We start from the raw sequence: 17,448 nt of genomic DNA, 5'->3' as shown, positions 1-17,448 counted from the left end.
GGCACGCGGCCGCGCGAGGGCGCGACGCCGTCGGCACGCTCGGCTCCCAGGGCACACTACCGACGCCGTCGCCGTCGCCGTCGCCGTCGCCGTCGCCGTCGCCGTCGCCGTCGAGGAGGTCAGCGGCCCAGCGCCCGCTCCAGGTCGGCCACCATCCGCGCCAGGCCGGCGACCGTGCGCGCGTACTCCTCCTCGGTGAGCCCGTCGGCCACCGCGCGCCGGAACGCGCCGACCGCCGCGGCGAGCCGCGCGTGCGCCGCCCGGCCCTCGTCCGTGGCCGACAGCGGTCCGCCGTCGGTGCGCAGCCAGCCCCGCCCGGCCAGGTCGGCGACGACGCCGTCGACCTCCGCCGGCCCGGCGAAGGAGGCGAGTGCGGCGTGCAGCGCGGTCCGCTCGACCGGCCCGTCGACGGCCGACTGCAGCACCTGCCAGTGCCGCCGGGTGAGTCCTCGGCGGCGACGACGGCGTCGAGCCCCTCCTCGAGCAGCTCGTCGAGCCGCCTGACCCACCACCCGACCGGCCGCAGCTCCTGCACGCCGCGCAGCGTGGCACCGGCCGCCGACGGAACGCGGTCGCGGGCCTCGCGGGCCGCCCGGTAGACAGCAGGGGTGACCGACCCCGCCGCCCTGCGACCCGTCACCGCCGACGAGTGGCCGGCCTTCGCCCGCTCGATGCTCGACGTCTTCGGCGAGGAGGCGACCGGGTCGTTCGTCGAGGCGCCGCCGGCCACGGCCGAGCTCGACCGCACGCTGACCCTGTGGGACGGCGACCGGGTGGCGGCGACGTCGGGCGTCTACAGCCGCACGCTCACCGCGCCCGGCGCCGTCGTGCCCTGCGCGGGCGTCACCTGGGTGACCGTCTCCCCCACCCACCGCCGCCGCGGCGTGCTCACCGCGATCATGCGCCGCCAGCTCACCGAGCTGCACGAGCAGCAGCGCGAGCCGGTGGCCGCGCTGTGGGCGGCCGAGGGCGGCATCTACGGGCGGTTCGGCTACGCGCCCGCGGCGGTGCGCGGGAGCCTGACCGGCCCCACCCAGCGGATGGCCTTCCGGCCCGGCGTGGACCTCGGCACCGGCACGGTCACGCCGGTCGACCTCGACGGGTTCCGCGCCGCCGCACCGCGGGTGCACGAGGCGCTGCGCCGCTGGGTGCCCGGGCAGCTCGAGCGCGACGAGCGCTGGTGGGAGCGCATCCTCCGTGACCCGCCCGACCAGCGCCGGGGCGCCACCCCCCGCCGGTTCGTCCTGCACACGGAGGCCGACGGCGAGGTCACCGGCTACGCCGCCTTCCGGGTGCGCGCCCGCGACCTCGACGACGGCGACCCCGACGGCACCCTGCTCGTCGACGAGGTCCGCGGCCGCGGCACCCCGGCCTACGCGGCGCTGTGGCGCTACCTGCTCGACCTCGACCTGGTCCGCACGCTGGAGTACCCGCAGGGCGCCGCCGACGAGCCGCTGCGCCACCTGCTGGCCGACCCGCGGGCGCTGCACGCCCGGCCCACCGACGGGCTGTGGCTGCGGCTGGTCGACGTCGACCGCGCGCTGGCCGCCCGCCGCTACCCCGCCCCGGTCGACCTGGTGGTCGAGGTGCGCGACCCGTTCTGCCCCTGGAACGAGGGGCGCTGGCGGTGGGCCGGCCACCCCGCCGGCGGCTACTGCGGCCGGACCGACCTCGATCCCGACCTGGTCGTCGACGCCGACGCGCTCGCCGCGGCCTACCTCGGCGGGGTCTCGCTGGCCACGCTGCAGGCCGCCGGGCGGGTGGCCGAGGTCAGCCCGGGGGCGGTGACGCTGGCCGCCACCGCGCTGTCCTGGCCGGTCAGCCCCTGGTGCCCGGACACCTTCTAGAAGGACCCCGCTGCCCCCCACGCCTCGCTGCCGCTCGGCGCGGGCCCCTGCAGCGGGGCCTCACACCACGTCACCTCGGGTCGGGAGGCCGCCGGCCGGGCGGTGCCGGTTCTGCTCGTAGTCGTGGACGAGGCCGATCCGTCGGGCGTGCCGCTCGTCGCCGCTCCACGGCGAGGCGAGGAAGTGCAGCACCAGCTCGGTGGCCTCCTCGACCGGGTGCTGCCGGGCGCCGATCGCGCACACGTTGGCGTCGTTGTGTCCGCGGGCGAGCTCGGCGGTCTCGCGGTTCCACACCAGCGCCGCGCGCACGCCGGGCACCTTGTTGGCCGCGATCTGCTCGCCGTTGCCCGACCCGCCGATGACGACGCCGAGGCTGCCGGGCTCGACGACGACCCGCTCGCCGACCTCGAAGCAGAACGGCGGGTAGTCGTCCTGGGCGTCGTAGTCGAACGCGCCGCAGTCGACCGGCTCGTGCCCGGCCTCGGCCAGGGCCTGCTTGAGGTGCTCCTTGAACTCCAGGCCGGCGTGGTCGGTCCCGACGAAGACGCGCATGGCGGCGAGTCTGACAGGCTGCGACGGTGGCGGTGCTGGGGGTCGACGGCTGGCGCGGCCGGTGGGTCGGGGCCCTCCTGCAGGGGCGCTCGGTCCGGTTCCTCGACCTCGCTGACGTCCCCGCCGTGCTCGCCGTCCCGGACGTCGAGGTGGTCGGCATCGACATGCCGATCGGCCTCTCGGACGACGGCCCCCGTGTCTGTGATCAACGCGCCAAGGCCCTCCTGGGGAAGGCGGGCAGCTCGGTCTTCGCCGCGCCCGTCCGGGCTGTGCTCGCCACCGACGACTACGCCGCGGCGCGGCGGCTCTCGATCTCGGCCACCGGCGGGACATCGCTGTCGGCGCAGGCGTTCCAGCTGGTGCGCGCGATCCGCGCGCTCGACGACGCGCTGGGCGAACCACCGGTCGAGCGCGTCGTCGAGGTCCACCCCGAGCTGGCGTTCCGCCGTGGCCTCGGGGGCGTCACCGACCCGAAGGTGACTGCCCGCGGGCTGGCGCAGCGACTGGCGGCGCTTCGCCCGGTCATGGACGTCGACGCCGCACTGCTCGACGCCCCGCCACGCGTGCCGGCCGTGGACGCGCTCGACGCGTGCGCGGCGGCGTGGTCAGCGCGGCGGATCGCCGACGGTGTGGCCGAGTGCGTGGGCGACGGGTCCCGCGACGCCCGCGGCCGCCCCGTGCGCATCTGCTGGTGACGGCCGTTCAGGCGAGCCGGCGGAGCACCGGGAGGGGCAGCACGCGCAGCAGGGCCGACACCGGTCGCCAGGGCCACTCGGGCACGTAGGCGCGGACCGGCTCGCGCTCGACCGCGGCGACCAGCGCGTCGACGCCGGTGTCGAGGTCGACGGTGAACGGGCCGCGGCGGCCGGCGTTGATGTCGGTCTCGATGTAGCCGGGCAGCACCGTCGTGACCCGGATGCCGGTGCCGAGCAGGTCGGCGCGGATGCCCTCGGCGAGCGCGTTGAGCGCGGCCTTGCTGGCGCCGTAGGCGGTGCGCGAGCCCTGCATCCCGCGGATCGAGGCCACCGAGCTGACGACGACGAGGTGGCCGGAGCCCTGCGTGCGGAACAGCTGCACGGCGGCCTCGCACTGCGCGTGGGTGCCGAGCACGTTGGTGGCCAGGATCGCCCGGTTCACCGCGGCGCCGCCGGTGCCCACCGACCTCCCGTTGCCGATGCCGGCGTTGGCGACGAACCGGTCGATGCCGCCCAGCTCGGCGGCCAGCGCGGGCACCCCGCCGGCCACCGCGGCCGGGTCGTCGACGTCCATCGCGGCGGTGACCACCCGGATCGCGGGGTGGGCGGCCAGCAGCTCGTCGCGCAGCTGGTCGAGCAGGTGCGTGCGCCGGGCGACGAGGGCGAGGTCGCGGCCCTGCGCGGCGAAGCGGCGGGCCATCCCGGCGCCGAGGCCGGAGCTCGCACCGGTGATCAGGATGCGCTGGCGGACGGGTCGCGGCACGCCCGGCAGCATGCCAGCCGTGCACTCCCGCGGATCTGCACGGTGCAGATCCGCGGGAGTGCACGGGAGGGACTAGCGGCGGGTGAGCTGCAGCGCGTCGGCGGGCACCGAGTCCATCTCCGGTCCGGAGGTGCGGGTCCGCTTGAGCTCCCAGAAGTCGGGGAGGTTGGCCAGCAGGACGGCGCCGTCGAAGGCCTTGCCGGCGTCCTCGCCCGTGGGCACCTTGCTGATCACCGGGCCGAAGAAGGCCACGCCGTCGATGTGCACGACGGGCGTGCCGACGTCGTCACCGACGGGGTCCATGCCGGCGTGGTGGCTCTTCTCCAGCGCCTCGTCGTACTCGGTCGACGTCGCCGCCCCGGCCAGCTCGGCGGGCAGGCCGACGCGCTCCAGCGCCGGCGCGACGATCTCGTCGAGCTCCCTGCCCTCGTGGTGGCGCAGCGTGCCCATGGCCGTGTAGAGGTCGCCGAGGACCTCATCGCCGTGCTTCTCGGCGGCGGCGATCGCGACCCGGACCGGGCCCCACGCCTGCTCCATCATCTGCTGGTAGTCCGGCGGCAGGTCGCGGCCGCGGTTGAGCACCGCCAGCGACATGACGTGCCAGTGCAGGTCGATGTCGCGCACCTTCGCTGCCTCGAGGACCCAGCGGCTGGTCAGCCACGCCCACGGGCACAGCGGGTCGAACCAGAAGTCCACCCGTGCCTTCGTGGGGGCGCTCTGCACTGCCTCAGTCATCGCTCACTCTCGCTCTCGTCGTCGTCCGGGCGCAGGACGTGCCCGGACCGCTGCTGGCTGCCAAGTGCCCCGGCCGGGGGGTTGTTCCCCGTGCCGCCGGGCGTGTCGGCAGTCCGTGGGAAGCTGCCGGGCGTGGCCGTACCCAACCTGACCCGCGACGACGCCGCCGCCCGCGCACGGCTGATGGCCGTCGACAGCTACGACCTCCACCTCGACCTCACCGACGGCTCCGGCCACCCGGGGCGGGACACCTTCGGCTCGACGACGACGGTGCGCTTCACCTGCAGCGAGCCGGGTGTCAGCTCCTTCATCGACCTGGTCGCCGAGCGGGTGCACTCGGCCACGCTCAACGGGACCGCGCTCGACGTCGCCACCTACACCGAGGAGGGCGGCCTGCCGCTGCCCGACCTCGCCGCCGACAACGAGCTCGAGGTGGTCGCCGACTGCCGGTACTCGAACTCCGGGGAGGGCCTGCACCGCTTCGAGGACCCCGAGGACGGGCAGGTCTACCTCTACTCGCACTTCGAGCCGGCCGAGGCCAAGCGGATGTTCGCCTGCTTCGACCAGCCCGACCTCAAGGGCAGCTACACCGTCCACGTCGTCGCGCCGTTCGACTGGCAGGTCGTCTCCAACACCGGCGGCCGCACCATCGAGGCCGGGCCGGGCGGCTCGCAGCTGGTGCACTTCGAGCCCACCAAGCGGCTGTCGACCTACCTGGTCGCGCTGGTCGCCGGGCCCTACGCCCGGGTCACCGACGTCTACGAGGGCATCCCGCTGGGGCTGTACTGCCGTGCCTCGCTGGCCCAGCACCTCGACCCCGAGGAGCTGTTCCGGGTCACCAAGCAGGGCTTCGAGTTCTACCACCGGGTCTTCGACTACCCGTACCCGTTCGACAAGTACGACCAGCTGTTCGTGCCGGAGTTCAACGCCGGCGCCATGGAGAACGCCGGTGCGGTCACCGTGCTGGAGGACTACGTCTTCCGCTCGCGCACCAGCCGCGCGCGCTACGAGCGCCGGGCCGAGACGGTGCTGCACGAGCTGGCGCACATGTGGTTCGGCGACCTGGTGACCATGCGCTGGTGGGACGACCTGTGGCTCAACGAGTCCTTCGCCACGTACATCTCCACCCTGTGCCAGGCCGAGGCCACCGAGTACACGACCGCCTGGACCACCTTCGCCAACGCCGAGAAGGCGTGGGCCTACGCGCAGGACCAGCTGTCCTCCACCCACCCGATCGCCGCGGACATGGTCGACGTCGCCGCGGTCGAGGTGAACTTCGACGGCATCACCTACGCCAAGGGCGCCTCGGTGCTCAAGCAGCTGGTGGCCTACGTCGGCCGGGAGGAGTTCCTCGCCGGCATCCGCCGCTACTTCCGCACCCACGAGTACGGCAACACCACGCTGGCCGACCTGCTCGACCCGCTGTCGGAGGCCACCGGCCGCGACCTGAGCGAGTGGTCGGCGCAGTGGCTGCAGACCAGCCAGGTGAACACGCTGCGCCCGGTGTACGAGCTCACCGAGGACGGCCGCTACGCCTCCTTCGCCATCGAGCAGACCGCCGTCCCCGAGCACCCGGTGCTGCGCCGCCACCGCCTCGCCGTCGGCCTCTACGACCGCGGGCCGGACGGGCTGACCCGCACCACCCGGGTGGAGCTGGACGTCGAGGGCGCGCGGACCGAGGTCGCCGAGCTGGTCGGCCACCCGGCGGCCGACCTGGTGCTGGTCAACGACGACGACCTGACCTACGCCAAGCTGCGCCTCGACGAGCGGTCGCTGGCCACGCTGCGGGAGGCGATCGGCACCGTCCCCGACTCGCTGCCGCGGGCGCTGTGCTGGGCGGCGGCGTGGGACATGACGCGCGACGCGGAGCTGCCCGCCCGCGAGTGGGTACGGCTGGTGCTGGCCGGCATCGACGCCGAGACCGAGATCAGCGTGGTGCAGTCGCTGCTGGCGCGGGTGCAGTCGGCGCTGACCTCCTACGCCGACCCGGCGTGGGCCGACGGGTCGGGCTGGGCGGCGCTGGCGGACAAGGCGCTGCAGGCGCTCGCGGCGGCCGCGCCGCGCAGCGACGAGCAGCTGCAGTGGTCGCGGACGCTGGCCGCGGCCGCCCGCACCGAGGAGCACGCCGCGGTGCTGCGCGGCCTGCTCGACGGCTCGCGGACCTACGAGGGGCTGGCGGTCGACGCCGACGCGCGCTGGGCGTTCCTCAACGGCCTGGTCGCGGTCGGCGCGGCCGGCGACGCCGAGATCGACGCCGAGGTCGAGCGGGACGCCACCGCGACCGGGGCCCGCCGCGCGGCGACCGCACGGGCGCTGCGGCCGACGGCGGAGGCCAAGGAGGAGGCGTGGCAGCACGCCTTCCACGACAAGGAGATCCCGAACGCCGTCCACGAGGCGCTCGTCGCCGGCTTCTGGCACCCGGCGCAGCGCGAGCTCACCGCCGGCTACGTCGACCGCTACTTCGCCGAGATCGGTCCCATGTGGGAGCGGCGTCCGGGCGAGATCGCCAAGAACGCCGTCCAGTACCTGTTCCCGCCGGTGGTCGAGGAGCGGACGCTGAAGGCGGCCGACGCGTGGCTCGAGGGCGGCGAGCACCCGGCGCCGCTGCGCCGGCTGGTGTCCGAGGGCCGTGACGGCATCGCCCGCGCGCTGCGCGCCCGCCGGCGGGACGCCGCGGCGAGCGACGACTGAACGGTCGAACGGGAGAGGCCCAGGACCCGATCGGTCCTGGGCCTCTCCCGTTCGGCCTTCGTCAGGAGGTCCTCTGCTAGTGGTCGCGAGCCAGGCGGGGGTGGCCGGCCTGGTCGGAGAGCTGCCGCAGGCCGTTGACGACACCGCCCACGAGGTCTCCGGAGGCGAAGGAGTTCGTCATCGACAGCACGGCCAGCGCGCACGCCCGGTCGGGCAGCCGACGGGCGGCCGACGGGCCGGTGACCACCTCGATCACCCGCTGCCCCGGCGAGACGGCGAGCAGCACCGAGTTGGCCGGGTCGCCGCCGCGGGCGTGGAGCTCCTCGGCGCGCAGCCGGGTCTGCTTGCCCAGGTCGCCGATGTAGAGCGTGAAGCGCAGGCCGGTCTCGCGCGAGGACATCGTGAGCGCCTCGTCGAGCCGGGCCAGCTCCCGGTAGCTGAAGACGGTGTCGTAGCCCTCGTCGGCACGGTTGGGCGCGGTGTCCACCGTCCCCGTGTCGTGGGGCTCGGCGTGCAGGACGCGGGTCATCGACGGCCTCCGGGGGCGGTCGCGAGGTGGGTGGGGGTCGGGCGGGTCATGTCACCAGGTCCCGCGGGCGCCGCCGAGCGGGCCGACGTTCGCGGGGGTGGGGGCGCCGGCCGTGATCGCGGTGGCGCCGTGGCTGCCGTGCCCCGGGCCGGCGCCGTCACCGGAGCCGATGGCCGCCGTCTCGCCGTACAGCGAGGAGCCGACGGCCTGGGTGTCCCCCTCGCCGGCGGCGTGGGTCGGCGCGTTCGCCGGCTGGGGCTCGTACCAGACCGGCTCGTGGTCCCAGGACTGCCCGGGCTTGTACTGGACGCCCTGCCGCTTGCGCCCGCCGGGCAGGTAGGTCAGCGCCCACAGCAGGACGTAGACGGCCAGCGGCGCGACGAGGAAGACGAGCAGTGTCTCGACGACGGTCACGCCGACAACCTACCCAACCGGGGTCCCCGTCCATCGGTGCGCGTCCCACTGCGGCGGGTGGCGTCGCGACCAGGGCCGGGCCTCCTCCAGCCGGGCCGACAGCGCGATCAGGGTGGCCTCGTCCGCCGGGCGCCCGACCAGCATGGTGCCGATCGGCAGGCCGCCGTCGGTCCACCACAGCGGCAGGCTCACGGCCGGCTGCCCGGTGACGTTGTAGACGGCGGTGAAGGCGGCGTAGCGCTTCTGCCGCTCGAAGTCCGCGGCGCCGTCGCCGTCGGCGTCGAACCAGCCCAGCGGCCGCGGCGTCATCGTCGTCACCGGCGCCAGCAGGACGTCGAAGTCCGCGGTGGCCGCGATGAACCGGCGGGCGAACAGCCGCAGCGCGGTGAGCGCCTCCATCGCCGCCCGGGCCGACAGCGCCAGCCCGCGGCCGCGCAGCTCGCGGGTCAGCGGCCGCAGCTCCCGCACCCGGTCGGCGGGCACCGGCAGCAGCGTCCCCGACAGCGACCACACCCGCTCGAAGGCGGCCAGCACGTCGGGCGTGAGCAGGCCGGGAGGGACGTCGACCACCTCGTGACCGAGGTCCTCGAGCAGCCGGCCGGCGTCGTCGAGCGCCTCGACCACCTCCGGGTCGAGGACGGCGTCGGGCATCGGCGACTCGACCGTGCGGCCGATCCGCAGCCGGCCCACCGGCCGGTCGGCGCAACCGAGGAAGGTCTCCCCCGGCGGCAGCGGGGGCGCCCAGGTGGCGTCGCCGGTCACCGGGCCGGCCATCGCGTCGAGCACCGCGGCGGCGTCGCGCACGGTGCGGGCCAGCGGGCCGTTGGTGCCGAGCCCGGTGACGTCGGCGCCGAGCGGCGCGTTGCTCACCCGGCCGCGGGCCGGCTTGATGCCGACCAGGCCGTTGACGCTGGCCGGGATGCGGATCGAGCCGCCGCCGTCGCTGCCCTGCGCGAACGGCACCATGCCGGCCGCGACCGCCACCGCCGCGCCGCCGCTGGAGCCGCCGGCCAGTCGCGCCGGGTCCCAGGGGGTGCGGGCCGGGCCGACGAGGGCGTTGTCGGTGTAGCAGGGGAAGCCGAACTCGGGCGTGTTGGTCTTCCCCAGGCTGATCGTCCCGGCGGCGGCCAGCGCGGTCACGACGGCGTCGTCGACCGTCGGCACGAAGTCGGCGAACACCGGGCAGCCGAAGGTGGTGCGCACGCCGGCGGTGTTGTTGAGGTCCTTGATCGCGGTCGGCACGCCCAGCAGCGGCGGCAGCTCCCCGCCGCGCAGCACCCGGGCATCGGCCGCCGCGGCGGCGGCCAGCGCCCGCTCGGGCGTGACGGTGACGAAGGCGCCGAGGCCGGCGTCGAGCGCCTCGACCCGGGCGAGGGCGTGCCGCACCAGCTCGGTGGGGCTCACCTCCCGGGCACGGACGGCGGCCGCCTGCTCCAGGGCCGTCAGGTCGTGCAGCTGCGTCACGAGCGGCGACGCTAGCGCCGCGCGGTAGACAGGCCCCGTGGACCTCACGCGCTCCGCCGCCGAGGCGCTCGACGCCGCCGACCCGCTGGCCGGCTTCCGCGACCGCTTCGCCGGCGTCGACGACGGGCTGCTCTACCTCGACGGCAACTCGCTGGGCCGGATGCCTCTGGAGACCCCGGCGGCGCTGGCCCGGGTGGCCGAGCAGGAGTGGGGCCGCGGCCTGGTCGGCTCGTGGAGGTCGTGGATCGACGTCGGCACGCGCGTCGGCGACGTCATCGGCACCGGGGTCCTGGGCGCGCGGCCGGGCGAGGTGCTGCTGTCGGACTCGACGACGGTCGACCTCTACAAACTCCTGGTGGCCGCCGCGGACGCCCGGCCGGGCCGCGACGTGCTGGTCTGCTGCGCCGACGACTTCCCCACCGACCGCTACGTGGTCGCCGGGGTGGCCGCGGCGCGCGGCATGGCGGTCCGGGAGGTGCCGGCCGACGTCGACGAGGGCCTCGACCCCGCGGTGCTGTACGCCGCGCTGGACGAGCGGGTCACCGTCGTCGTGCTGTCGGCGGTGGCCTACCGCTCCGGCGCGCTGGCCGACGTCGCCGCGGTGACGTCGGCCGCGCGGGCCGCCGGGGCGCTGGTGGTCTGGGACCTCTCGCACGCCGTCGGCGCGGTGGAGGTCGACCTGGCCGCGAACGACGTCGACCTCGCCGTCGGCTGCACGTACAAGTACCTCAACGGCGGGCCGGGGGCGCCGGCCTTCCTCTTCGTGCGGCGGGAGCTGCAGGAGCAGCTGCGCCAGCCGATCTGGGGCTGGTTCGGCCAGCGGGACCAGTTCGAGATGGGCCCGGCCTACGACCCGGCGCCGGGCATCGACCGGTTCGCCGCCGGGACGCCGCCGGTGCTGGCCGCCGCCGCGGTGGAGGTCGGCGCGCGGCTGGTGGCCGAGGCCGGGATCGGTCGGCTGGCGGCCAAGGGGCGGGCGATGTCCGCGCTGCTGGTGGCGCTGGCCGACGAGCACCTGGCGCCGCACGGGGTGGCGCTGGCCAGCCCGCGGGACGGCGCGCGGCGGGGCGCGCACGTCACGCTGGCCCACCCGCACGCCTGGCAGCTGACGCGGGCGCTGGTCGACCGCGGGGTGGTCCCCGACTTCCGGACGCCCGACCGGGTGCGGCTGGGCCCGGCGCCGCTCTACACGCGCTTCGTCGACGTGTGGGACGCCGTCGACCGGTTCCGCGCGCTCCTGCAGGACGGCGGGTGGCGCGCCTACCCCGAGGAGCGCACCCGCGTCACGTGATCCACGAGGGTCACTCCGGGTCGGGGGCGCCGATCGGGTTGCGGTCGGGGAACAGCCCCGCGGTGACGACGGCGCGGCGCAGCGGCACCAGCAGCTCGGCCAGCCGGTCGCACCCGGTGTCGCCGAGCGCCCGCCACGGCCGCAGCGCCAGCCGGTCGGTGTCGGCCTCGATCGCGGTGACCATCGCCAGGCCCTCGGCGCTGAGCTCCGCGCCGTCGAGCCAGCCGCGGGCGGCGAGCTCGTCGGCGGCCGCCGTCCACTCCCCGTCGTCCCAGCCCCGGGCCCGCTGCAGCCACTCGCGGTCGCTGCGGCCCGCCGCGGCCGCGAGCACGTGCGCCCCGACCCCGGACACCTCACGGTCCAGCAGTGCCGCGCTGTGCCCGTCGCCGCGGTGCTCGCGCAGGGTCGTGAGCGCCTGCCACAGCGCCAGGTGCGGCTCGCCGGGGACCTCCAGCCCGGCGTTGGCCGCCGCCAGCGGCCGCCCCGGCAGGTCCACCGCGGCGGCCGCGGCACCGGCCAGCCGCGCGGCCTCGGCGGCCTCCGGCGAGTCGGCCCACTCCCCCAGCACGCGGCGGACGGCGCCGTCCACCCCGCTCAGCCGGGCCTCCAGCGCCGCGGCCGGAGTGGTCGAGGACCACACGTCCGGCACCCGCCGCGCGACGAAGGACGGCGCGAAGTTGTAGAAGGTCGCCGTCACCACCTCCGCGCCGACCGGCCCGAGCGGCGCCGCCCGCTGCGCGAAGTAGACCGACCAGAAGCCGCGCAGGCCGGTGGCCCCGCCCGCGGCCCGCGCCTCGTCGGCGAAGTAGGTGACCGCGTGGTACGGCTCCCCGAGCGCCCACAGCCGCCGCGCGGTGCCGGGGCTGGTCACGCGGAGACGCTCTCGGGCACGCCGAGCCACTCGCGCCAGCGGGGGTCGACGGTGCGCGCGCCGAGCAGCCGCCAGGCCGCGCCGCTGGGGGTGTGCGGCGGGTGCGGCAGCTTCCAGCCGAGCTCGGCCAGCGACCGGTCGGCCTTGGTGTGGTTGCACCGGCGGCAGGCGGCCACCACGTTGTCCCAGGTGTGCGTGCCGCCGCGGCTGCGCGGTACGACGTGGTCGATGCTCGTGGCCGACCCGCCGCAGTAGACGCAGGTCTGCCCGTCGCGGGTGAACACCGCGCGGCGCGACAGCGGCACCTGCGCCGGGTAGGGCACCCGCACGTACCGGGTCAGCCGGACGACGACGGGCACGGCCAGGCTCACCCGCTCGGCGTGCACGACCTCGGCGGCGGTGTCCACCGGCACCGCCTTGTCGGCCAGCACGAGGACGATGGCGCGGCGGCTGGAGACCACGCACAGCGGCTCGTAGGTGGCGTTGAGCAGCAGCGTCGCCGACGTCGTGCCGGACGAGGGCACGGGCAGCCGGGGGCGGGGGACGGGGTCGCGGCGCGGACCTGGCTGGCCCACGACCGACCCGGGCGCTGTACGCGGCACGGATCACCTCCGGACGCCCCGGACCGCCGTACCGGGGCGGCCCGCGGGCCTCCCCATCCTGCCCTGGCCAGGCCCTCCGGCGCGCGGGGGAGCCGGTGGCACGTCCCGGGACCCCGCCGGACGGTGTTTACGGTGGGCCGGGTGCGCCCTCCCCACGCCGAGCGGCTCGACCTCGTCGAGGACCTGCACGGCCACCGCGTCGCCGACCCCTACCGCTGGCTCGAGGACCCCGACGACCCGCGCACCCGTGCGTGGACGGCTGCCCAGGACGCGCTCGCCACCGACGTCCTCGGCAGGCTCCCGGCCCGCGCGGGCCTCGCCGCCCGCCTGGAGCGGCTCGTGCACGCCGGCGCGGTCGGCGTCCCGGTGCACCGCGGCGGCCGGGCCTTCTCCACGCGCCGCGACCCCGGCCAGGAGCACGCGGTGCTGCGGGTCCGCGAGCCCGACGGCACCGTGCGGGTGCTCGTCGACCCGATGGCGGTCGACCCGTCGGGGACGACGACGCTCGACGCCTGGTCGCCGTCCTGGGAGGGCGACCGGCTGGCCTACCAGCTGTCCACCGGCGGCGACGAGGAGTCGCGGCTGTTCGTGCTCGACGTCGCCACCGGCGAGCGCCTCGACGGCCCGGTGGACCGCTGCCGCTACTCCCCCGTCGCCTGGCTGCCCGGCGGCGAGGAGCTGTACTACGTCCGCCGCCTCGCCCCGGACCAGGTCCCCGCGGGCGAGGAGCAGTTCCACCGGCGGGTGTGGCGCCACCACGTCGGCGCCGACCCCGCCGGCGACGTCCTGGTGCACGGCGAGGGTCTCGACCCGACCAACTACTACGGCGTCCGGGTCAGCGCCGACGGCCGCTGGCTGGTCGTCTCCGCCTCGGCCGGCACCGCGCCGCGCGACGACGTGTGGCTGGCCGACCTGGCCGGCGACGGCAGCCTGCGGGACCTGCAGGTCGGCGTCGACGCGCAGACCGCCGCCTGGGTCGCCCGCGACGGCCGCCTGTGGCTGATGAGCGACCGCGGCACCCCCCGCTGGCGGCTGGCCGTCGCCGACCCCGCCGACCCCGCGACCTGGACCCCGGAGCGCTGGGCCGACGTCGTCCCGGAGTCAGGCGAGGGCGTGCTCTCCGACGTCGCCCTGGTCGACGGCGCCGACGGGTCGCTGCAGGTGCTCGCCGTCCACTCCGTCGACGCCACCGACCGGCTCTCGGTCTGGGCCGGTGACGGCTCGGGACGGCTGGCCGACGTGAGCGGACTCCCGCCGGGCAGCGTCTCGGGCGTCAGCGCACCGCCGGAGGGCGGGACGACGGCGTGGGTCGGCTACACCGACTACTCCACCCCGCCGTCGGTGCTGCGCTGGGACGCCGCTGCGCCCACGGCGTTGGTGGAGGACGAGCGCGCGCCCGTCGCCGGCGACGTGCCGGAGGTGACCGTCGTCGAGACGCACGCCACCTCGCGCGACGGGACGCCGGTGCACCTCTTCGTCCTGTCGGCGACCGGCGCGCCGGACACCCCGCGGCCGACGGTGCTCTACGGCTACGGCGGCTTCGACGTGTCCCTCACCCCGGCCTACTCGGCGCAGGCGCTGGCCTGGGTCGCCGCCGGCGGGGTGTGGGCGGTGGCCAACCTGCGCGGCGGCTCCGAGCACGGCGAGGAGTGGCACCGCGCGGGCATGCGCGAGCGCAAGCAGAACGTCTTCGACGACTTCGCCGCCGCCGGTGAGCACCTGGTCGCCGAGGGCTGGACGACGCCCGCGCGACTGGCGGTCATGGGCGGCTCGAACGGCGGGCTGCTGGTGGGCGCCACGCTCACCCAGCGGCCCGACCTCGTCGCGGGCGTGGTCTGCAGCGCGCCGCTGCTGGACATGGTCCGCTACGAGCGCTTCGGCCTGGGCCGCACCTGGAACGACGAGTACGGCACCGCCGACGACCCGGTCGAGCTCGGCTGGCTGCTGGGCTACTCCCCGTACCACGCGGTCCGCGAGGGCACCGCCTACCCGGCGACGCTGTTCACCACCTTCGAGTCCGACACCCGCGTCGACCCGCTGCACGCCCGCAAGCTCGCCGCCGCGCTGCAGGCGGCCACCTCCGCCGAGGCGCCGGTGGTGCTGCGCCGGGAGACGGCGGTGGGCCACGGCGCCCGGGCGGTGAGCCGCACGGTGGGCCTGGCCGCCGACCAGCTGGCCTTCCTCGCCGCCGCCACCGGTGTGACCGACTGGGGCGCGGCGGGTCCTGGCAGTACCGGATCCCTCTGACACGATGGTGAGTGATGACTGCTCTACCGTCCGTGATGGCCGCCGACAGCGCGCTCGCCGAGAGCGTCCCTGACTGCGTCGAGGACCCGACGACGCTGTGCGCCAAGGTGTACGAGCTGTCCGGGCTGGACTGGCTGGCCAACAACGCCGAGGCGCTGATCGAGAAGCCGGCCAGGATCCTGCTCGTCCTGCTGCTCGCGTTCGGCGTCCGCCACCTCGTGCACCGGGCGGTCCGCCAGCTCACCGACCGCACCGCCACCGGCGCGATGCCGACGATCCTGCGGCCGCTGCGCAACCGCTCGGCCGGCGCGGCCGACCCGCTGGAGCAGATCGCCGCGCGGCGCACGCAGCGGGCCGAGGCGATCGGCTCGGTGCTGCGCAGCTTCGCCTCGTTCGTGATCATGGGCATCGCCGTCGTGCTCGTCCTCGGCGAGCTGGGCATCAACCTGGCGCCGATCGTGGCCAGCGCCGGCGTGGTCGGCGTGGCCCTCGGCTTCGGCGCGCAGAACCTCATCAAGGACTTCATCGCCGGGATCGGGATCATCCTCGAGGACCAGTACGGCGTCGGGGACGTCGTCGACCTGGGCGAGGCCAGCGGCACCGTGGAGGCGGTGGGCCTGCGGATCACCCGGCTGCGCGACGTCAACGGCGTCGTCTGGTACGCCCGCAACGGCGAGATCCTCCGGGTGGGCAACAAGAGCCAGGGCTACGCCCAGGTGGTCATCGACATGCCCGTCGCCCACGACACCGACCTCGAGCGCTGCCGCCGGGTGATGCAGGAGGTCGCCGACGCGATGTACGGCGAGGAGGAGTGGGCGGCGGTCCTGCTGGCCGAGCCGGAGTCCCTGGGCGTCGAGCAGATCACCGCGGAGGGCGTCTTCATGCGGGTGCAGGTGCGCTCGACCAACGCCGACCAGTGGCGGGTCGGCCGCGAGCTGCGCATGCGCCTCAAGGAGCGCTTCGTCGCCGAGGGCATCCGGACGCCGCCGCCGCTGATCGGCGCCGCGAGCACCGCGGCCGGCGCCCGGTGAGCGAGGCCGACCCACGGCCGGCCACCTTCAGGGAGGTCTTCGCCGTCCGCGAGTTCCGGCCGCTGTTCGGCACCTACACGCTGTCGACGATCGGTGACGAGCTCGCCCGCGTGGCCCTGACCGTCCTGGTCTACCAGCGCACCGACTCGCCGCTGCTGGCCGCGCTGACCTTCGCGATGAGCTTCCTGCCGTGGGCGGTCGGCGGCCCGGTGCTGTCCACCGTCGCCGACCGGTTCCCGCGGCACCGGGTCCTCATCGCCAGCGACGTCGTCCGCGCCGTGCTGGTCGCCGGGATGGCGGTCCCCGGGACGCCGCTGCCGGTGCTGCTGGGCCTGCTGCTGCTGGTCTCGCTGCTCGGCCCGCCGTTCGAGTCGGCGCGCTCGGCGCTGATGGCCGACGTCCTCGAGGGCGAGCGCTACGCGGTGGCGACGTCGCTGACGAACGTGAGCCTGCAGGTGGCGCAGGTGGTCGGCTTCGTGGTCGCCGGCGGGCTGGTGACCGTGCTCAGCCCGTCGGTCGTGCTGCTCCTCGACGCGGCCACCTTCGTCGTCTCCGCCGTCTGGCTCGCCGCCACGCTCGACCGCCGGCCCACGCCGGTCGGGGACGCCGCGGAGCCGTCGTCGGTGTGGCAGGACACCGCGGGGGGCCTGCGCCTCATCGGCCGCAACCCCCGCCTGCTGGCGATCATCGCGCTGCTGTGGACCGGCACCATGTTCGCCAACGCCGCCGAGGGCATCGCCGTCCCCCTCACCGACTCCCTCGGCGAGGGGCCCGCCCAGCTCGGCGTGCTGCTGGCGGCCAACCCGCTCGGCGTCACCATCGGCGGGCTGGTGGTCGCCCGCGTGCTGGGGACGGCGCGCAGCGAGCGGTTCATGCCGGTGCTGGTGGCGCTGTCCCTGGCGCCGCTGCTGCTGGCCGGCCTCGTCGCCGTCGCGGCCGGACCCGGGCGGGGGGTCTACACGCTCGTCGTCGCGCTGCTGTTCGTGGCCGGGCTGGGCGCCTCGTGGTCCATCCCGCTCAACGTCTCCTTCGTCCAGGCGGTGCCCTCGGCCTACCGCGGGCGGGCCTTCGGGGTGGCCGTGAGCGGCCTCTACGGCGTCCAGGGCCTGGGCGCCCTCAGCGCGGGCCTGGCCGCCGAGCGGGTGCCGCCGGGCGCCGTCGTCGCGCTGGCCGGTGGCCTCGGCCTGATCGCCGTCGTCCCGCCGCTGCTGGGCTTCGCGCGCACCCGGCCCGCCGTGGCAGGGGACGGCCCGGCTGGGGGACCATCGGTGTCATGAGCCAGGCGAGCCGGTCCCTGCCCTCGGCACGGACCTTCTACGAGGAGGTCGGCGGCGAGCCGACCTTCCGGCGGCTGGTCGCCCGGTTCTACGCCGGCGTCCGGTCCGACCCCGTCCTCGCCCCGCTGTACCCCCAGGACGACTGGGAGGGTGCCGAGACCCGGTTGCGCCGGTTCCTCGAGCAGTACTGGGGCGGGCCCACCACCTACTCGCAGGAGCGCGGGCACCCGCGGCTGCGCATGCGGCACGCGCCCTTCGCGATCGGCCCGGTGGAGCGCGACGCGTGGCTGCGGCACATGCGCGACGCCGTCGACTCCCTCGGGCTGACCGAGGAGCAGGACGCCACGCTCTGGGGGTACATGGAGATGGCCGCGCACAGCATGCAGAACCGGTAGGCGCCGTGCCGGCCTGATCACGGAGCCGGCCCGGCGGCCCGCGG

Annotated in this window: 17 protein-coding genes; 8 read left to right on the top strand and 9 right to left on the bottom strand. The window is 75.9% G+C overall.

Annotated features, from left to right (window positions below; all coding sequences use genetic code 11):
• Positions 1-119: 119 nt before the first annotated feature.
• Complete coding sequence (locus BMZ33_RS15800) at positions 120-425, bottom strand: MarR family transcriptional regulator (protein ID WP_136697314.1); 306 nt, start codon at positions 423-425, stop codon at positions 120-122.
• A 183-nt stretch (positions 426-608) separates the two neighbouring features.
• Between BMZ33_RS15800 and BMZ33_RS15795 the strand changes: the two genes are divergently transcribed.
• On the top strand, positions 609-1,847 hold the full coding sequence (locus BMZ33_RS15795) for a GNAT family N-acetyltransferase (RefSeq protein ID WP_091112497.1): 1,239 nt from the start codon (positions 609-611) through the stop codon (positions 1,845-1,847).
• Positions 1,848-1,907: 60 nt separating this feature from the next.
• On the opposite strand, the gene BMZ33_RS15790 is transcribed toward BMZ33_RS15795, so the two are convergent.
• Positions 1,908-2,399: a ribose-5-phosphate isomerase gene (locus tag BMZ33_RS15790; RefSeq protein WP_091112494.1), complete on the bottom strand. Its 492-nt coding sequence runs from the start codon at positions 2,397-2,399 to the stop codon at positions 1,908-1,910.
• A gap of 26 nt (positions 2,400-2,425) precedes the next feature.
• Here BMZ33_RS15790 and BMZ33_RS15785 point away from each other — a divergent pair, with 26 nt between their 5' ends.
• Positions 2,426-3,094: a DUF429 domain-containing protein gene (locus tag BMZ33_RS15785; protein WP_091112490.1), complete on the top strand. Its 669-nt coding sequence runs from the start codon at positions 2,426-2,428 to the stop codon at positions 3,092-3,094.
• A gap of 7 nt (positions 3,095-3,101) precedes the next feature.
• Here BMZ33_RS15785 and BMZ33_RS15780 read toward each other — a convergent pair whose 3' ends face one another.
• Both BMZ33_RS15780 and BMZ33_RS15775 read right to left on the bottom strand, forming a co-directional pair.
• Complete coding sequence (locus BMZ33_RS15780) at positions 3,102-3,857, bottom strand: SDR family oxidoreductase (RefSeq protein WP_091112787.1); 756 nt, start codon at positions 3,855-3,857, stop codon at positions 3,102-3,104.
• 72 nt (positions 3,858-3,929) lie between these two features.
• Positions 3,930-4,592 (bottom strand): mycothiol-dependent nitroreductase Rv2466c family protein, encoded by a 663-nt coding sequence (locus BMZ33_RS15775; RefSeq protein ID WP_091112487.1) that lies wholly within the window; start codon positions 4,590-4,592, stop codon positions 3,930-3,932.
• 132 nt (positions 4,593-4,724) lie between these two features.
• On the opposite strand from BMZ33_RS15775, the gene pepN reads away from it, so the two are divergent.
• On the top strand, positions 4,725-7,283 hold the full coding sequence (pepN, locus tag BMZ33_RS15770) for an aminopeptidase N (RefSeq protein ID WP_091112483.1): 2,559 nt from the start codon (positions 4,725-4,727) through the stop codon (positions 7,281-7,283).
• Between the two features lie 76 nt (positions 7,284-7,359).
• Here pepN and BMZ33_RS15765 read toward each other — a convergent pair whose 3' ends face one another.
• The 3 genes from BMZ33_RS15765 to BMZ33_RS15755 are packed head-to-tail and all read right to left on the bottom strand — an operon-like array spanning position 7,360 to position 9,690.
• Positions 7,360-7,812, bottom strand: a complete 453-nt coding sequence (locus tag BMZ33_RS15765) for a DUF5130 family protein (RefSeq protein ID WP_091112479.1) — start codon at positions 7,810-7,812, stop codon at positions 7,360-7,362.
• A gap of 51 nt (positions 7,813-7,863) precedes the next feature.
• A complete protein-coding gene (gene ctaJ, locus BMZ33_RS15760) occupies positions 7,864-8,226 on the bottom strand; it encodes an aa3-type cytochrome oxidase subunit CtaJ (protein WP_091112475.1) in 363 nt (120 codons plus the stop codon).
• Positions 8,227-8,235: 9 nt separating this feature from the next.
• Entirely contained in the window at positions 8,236-9,690 is a 1,455-nt protein-coding gene (locus BMZ33_RS15755) for an amidase (protein WP_091112472.1), read from the bottom strand.
• A gap of 37 nt (positions 9,691-9,727) precedes the next feature.
• Here BMZ33_RS15755 and kynU point away from each other — a divergent pair, with 37 nt between their 5' ends.
• Complete coding sequence (kynU, locus tag BMZ33_RS15750; RefSeq protein ID WP_091112469.1) at positions 9,728-10,981, top strand: kynureninase; 1,254 nt, start codon at positions 9,728-9,730, stop codon at positions 10,979-10,981.
• A 10-nt stretch (positions 10,982-10,991) separates the two neighbouring features.
• Here the strand turns inward: kynU and BMZ33_RS15745 are convergent, their stop codons facing one another.
• Positions 10,992-11,852, bottom strand: a complete 861-nt coding sequence (locus BMZ33_RS15745) for an SCO6745 family protein (RefSeq protein ID WP_091112465.1) — start codon at positions 11,850-11,852, stop codon at positions 10,992-10,994.
• The gene (locus BMZ33_RS15740) at positions 11,849-12,454 is read right to left on the bottom strand and encodes an HNH endonuclease (RefSeq protein ID WP_169064405.1); all 606 of its coding nucleotides are present in this window, start codon (positions 12,452-12,454) and stop codon (positions 11,849-11,851) included. Before BMZ33_RS15740 ends, BMZ33_RS15745 begins: the two co-directional genes overlap by 4 nt.
• A 141-nt stretch (positions 12,455-12,595) precedes the next feature.
• On the opposite strand from BMZ33_RS15740, the gene BMZ33_RS15735 reads away from it, so the two are divergent.
• The 4 genes from BMZ33_RS15735 to BMZ33_RS15720 are packed head-to-tail and all read left to right on the top strand — an operon-like array spanning position 12,596 to position 17,404.
• A complete protein-coding gene (locus BMZ33_RS15735; protein ID WP_091112780.1) occupies positions 12,596-14,701 on the top strand; it encodes a prolyl oligopeptidase family serine peptidase in 2,106 nt (701 codons plus the stop codon).
• A gap of 35 nt (positions 14,702-14,736) precedes the next feature.
• Positions 14,737-15,732 carry a mechanosensitive ion channel family protein gene (locus BMZ33_RS15730; protein WP_169064404.1) on the top strand — a complete coding sequence of 332 codons (996 nt, stop codon included), beginning with the start codon at positions 14,737-14,739 and terminating at the stop codon, positions 15,730-15,732.
• Positions 15,729-17,009 carry an MFS transporter gene (locus tag BMZ33_RS15725; protein ID WP_136697313.1) on the top strand — a complete coding sequence of 427 codons (1,281 nt, stop codon included), beginning with the start codon at positions 15,729-15,731 and terminating at the stop codon, positions 17,007-17,009. The genes BMZ33_RS15730 and BMZ33_RS15725 overlap by 4 nt, the downstream gene beginning before the upstream one ends.
• Positions 17,006-17,404, top strand: coding sequence for a globin (locus BMZ33_RS15720; protein ID WP_091112462.1), 399 nt, complete (start codon positions 17,006-17,008; stop codon positions 17,402-17,404). Before BMZ33_RS15725 ends, BMZ33_RS15720 begins: the two co-directional genes overlap by 4 nt.
• Positions 17,405-17,448: the final 44 nt, after the last annotated feature.

The organism is Geodermatophilus dictyosporus (assembly GCF_900115505.1).
GTDB classification, from domain to species: domain Bacteria; phylum Actinomycetota; class Actinomycetes; order Mycobacteriales; family Geodermatophilaceae; genus Geodermatophilus; species Geodermatophilus dictyosporus.
The sequence above is the reverse complement of the archived record's forward strand: the minus strand, read 5'-3'. Positions and strand labels throughout refer to the sequence as shown.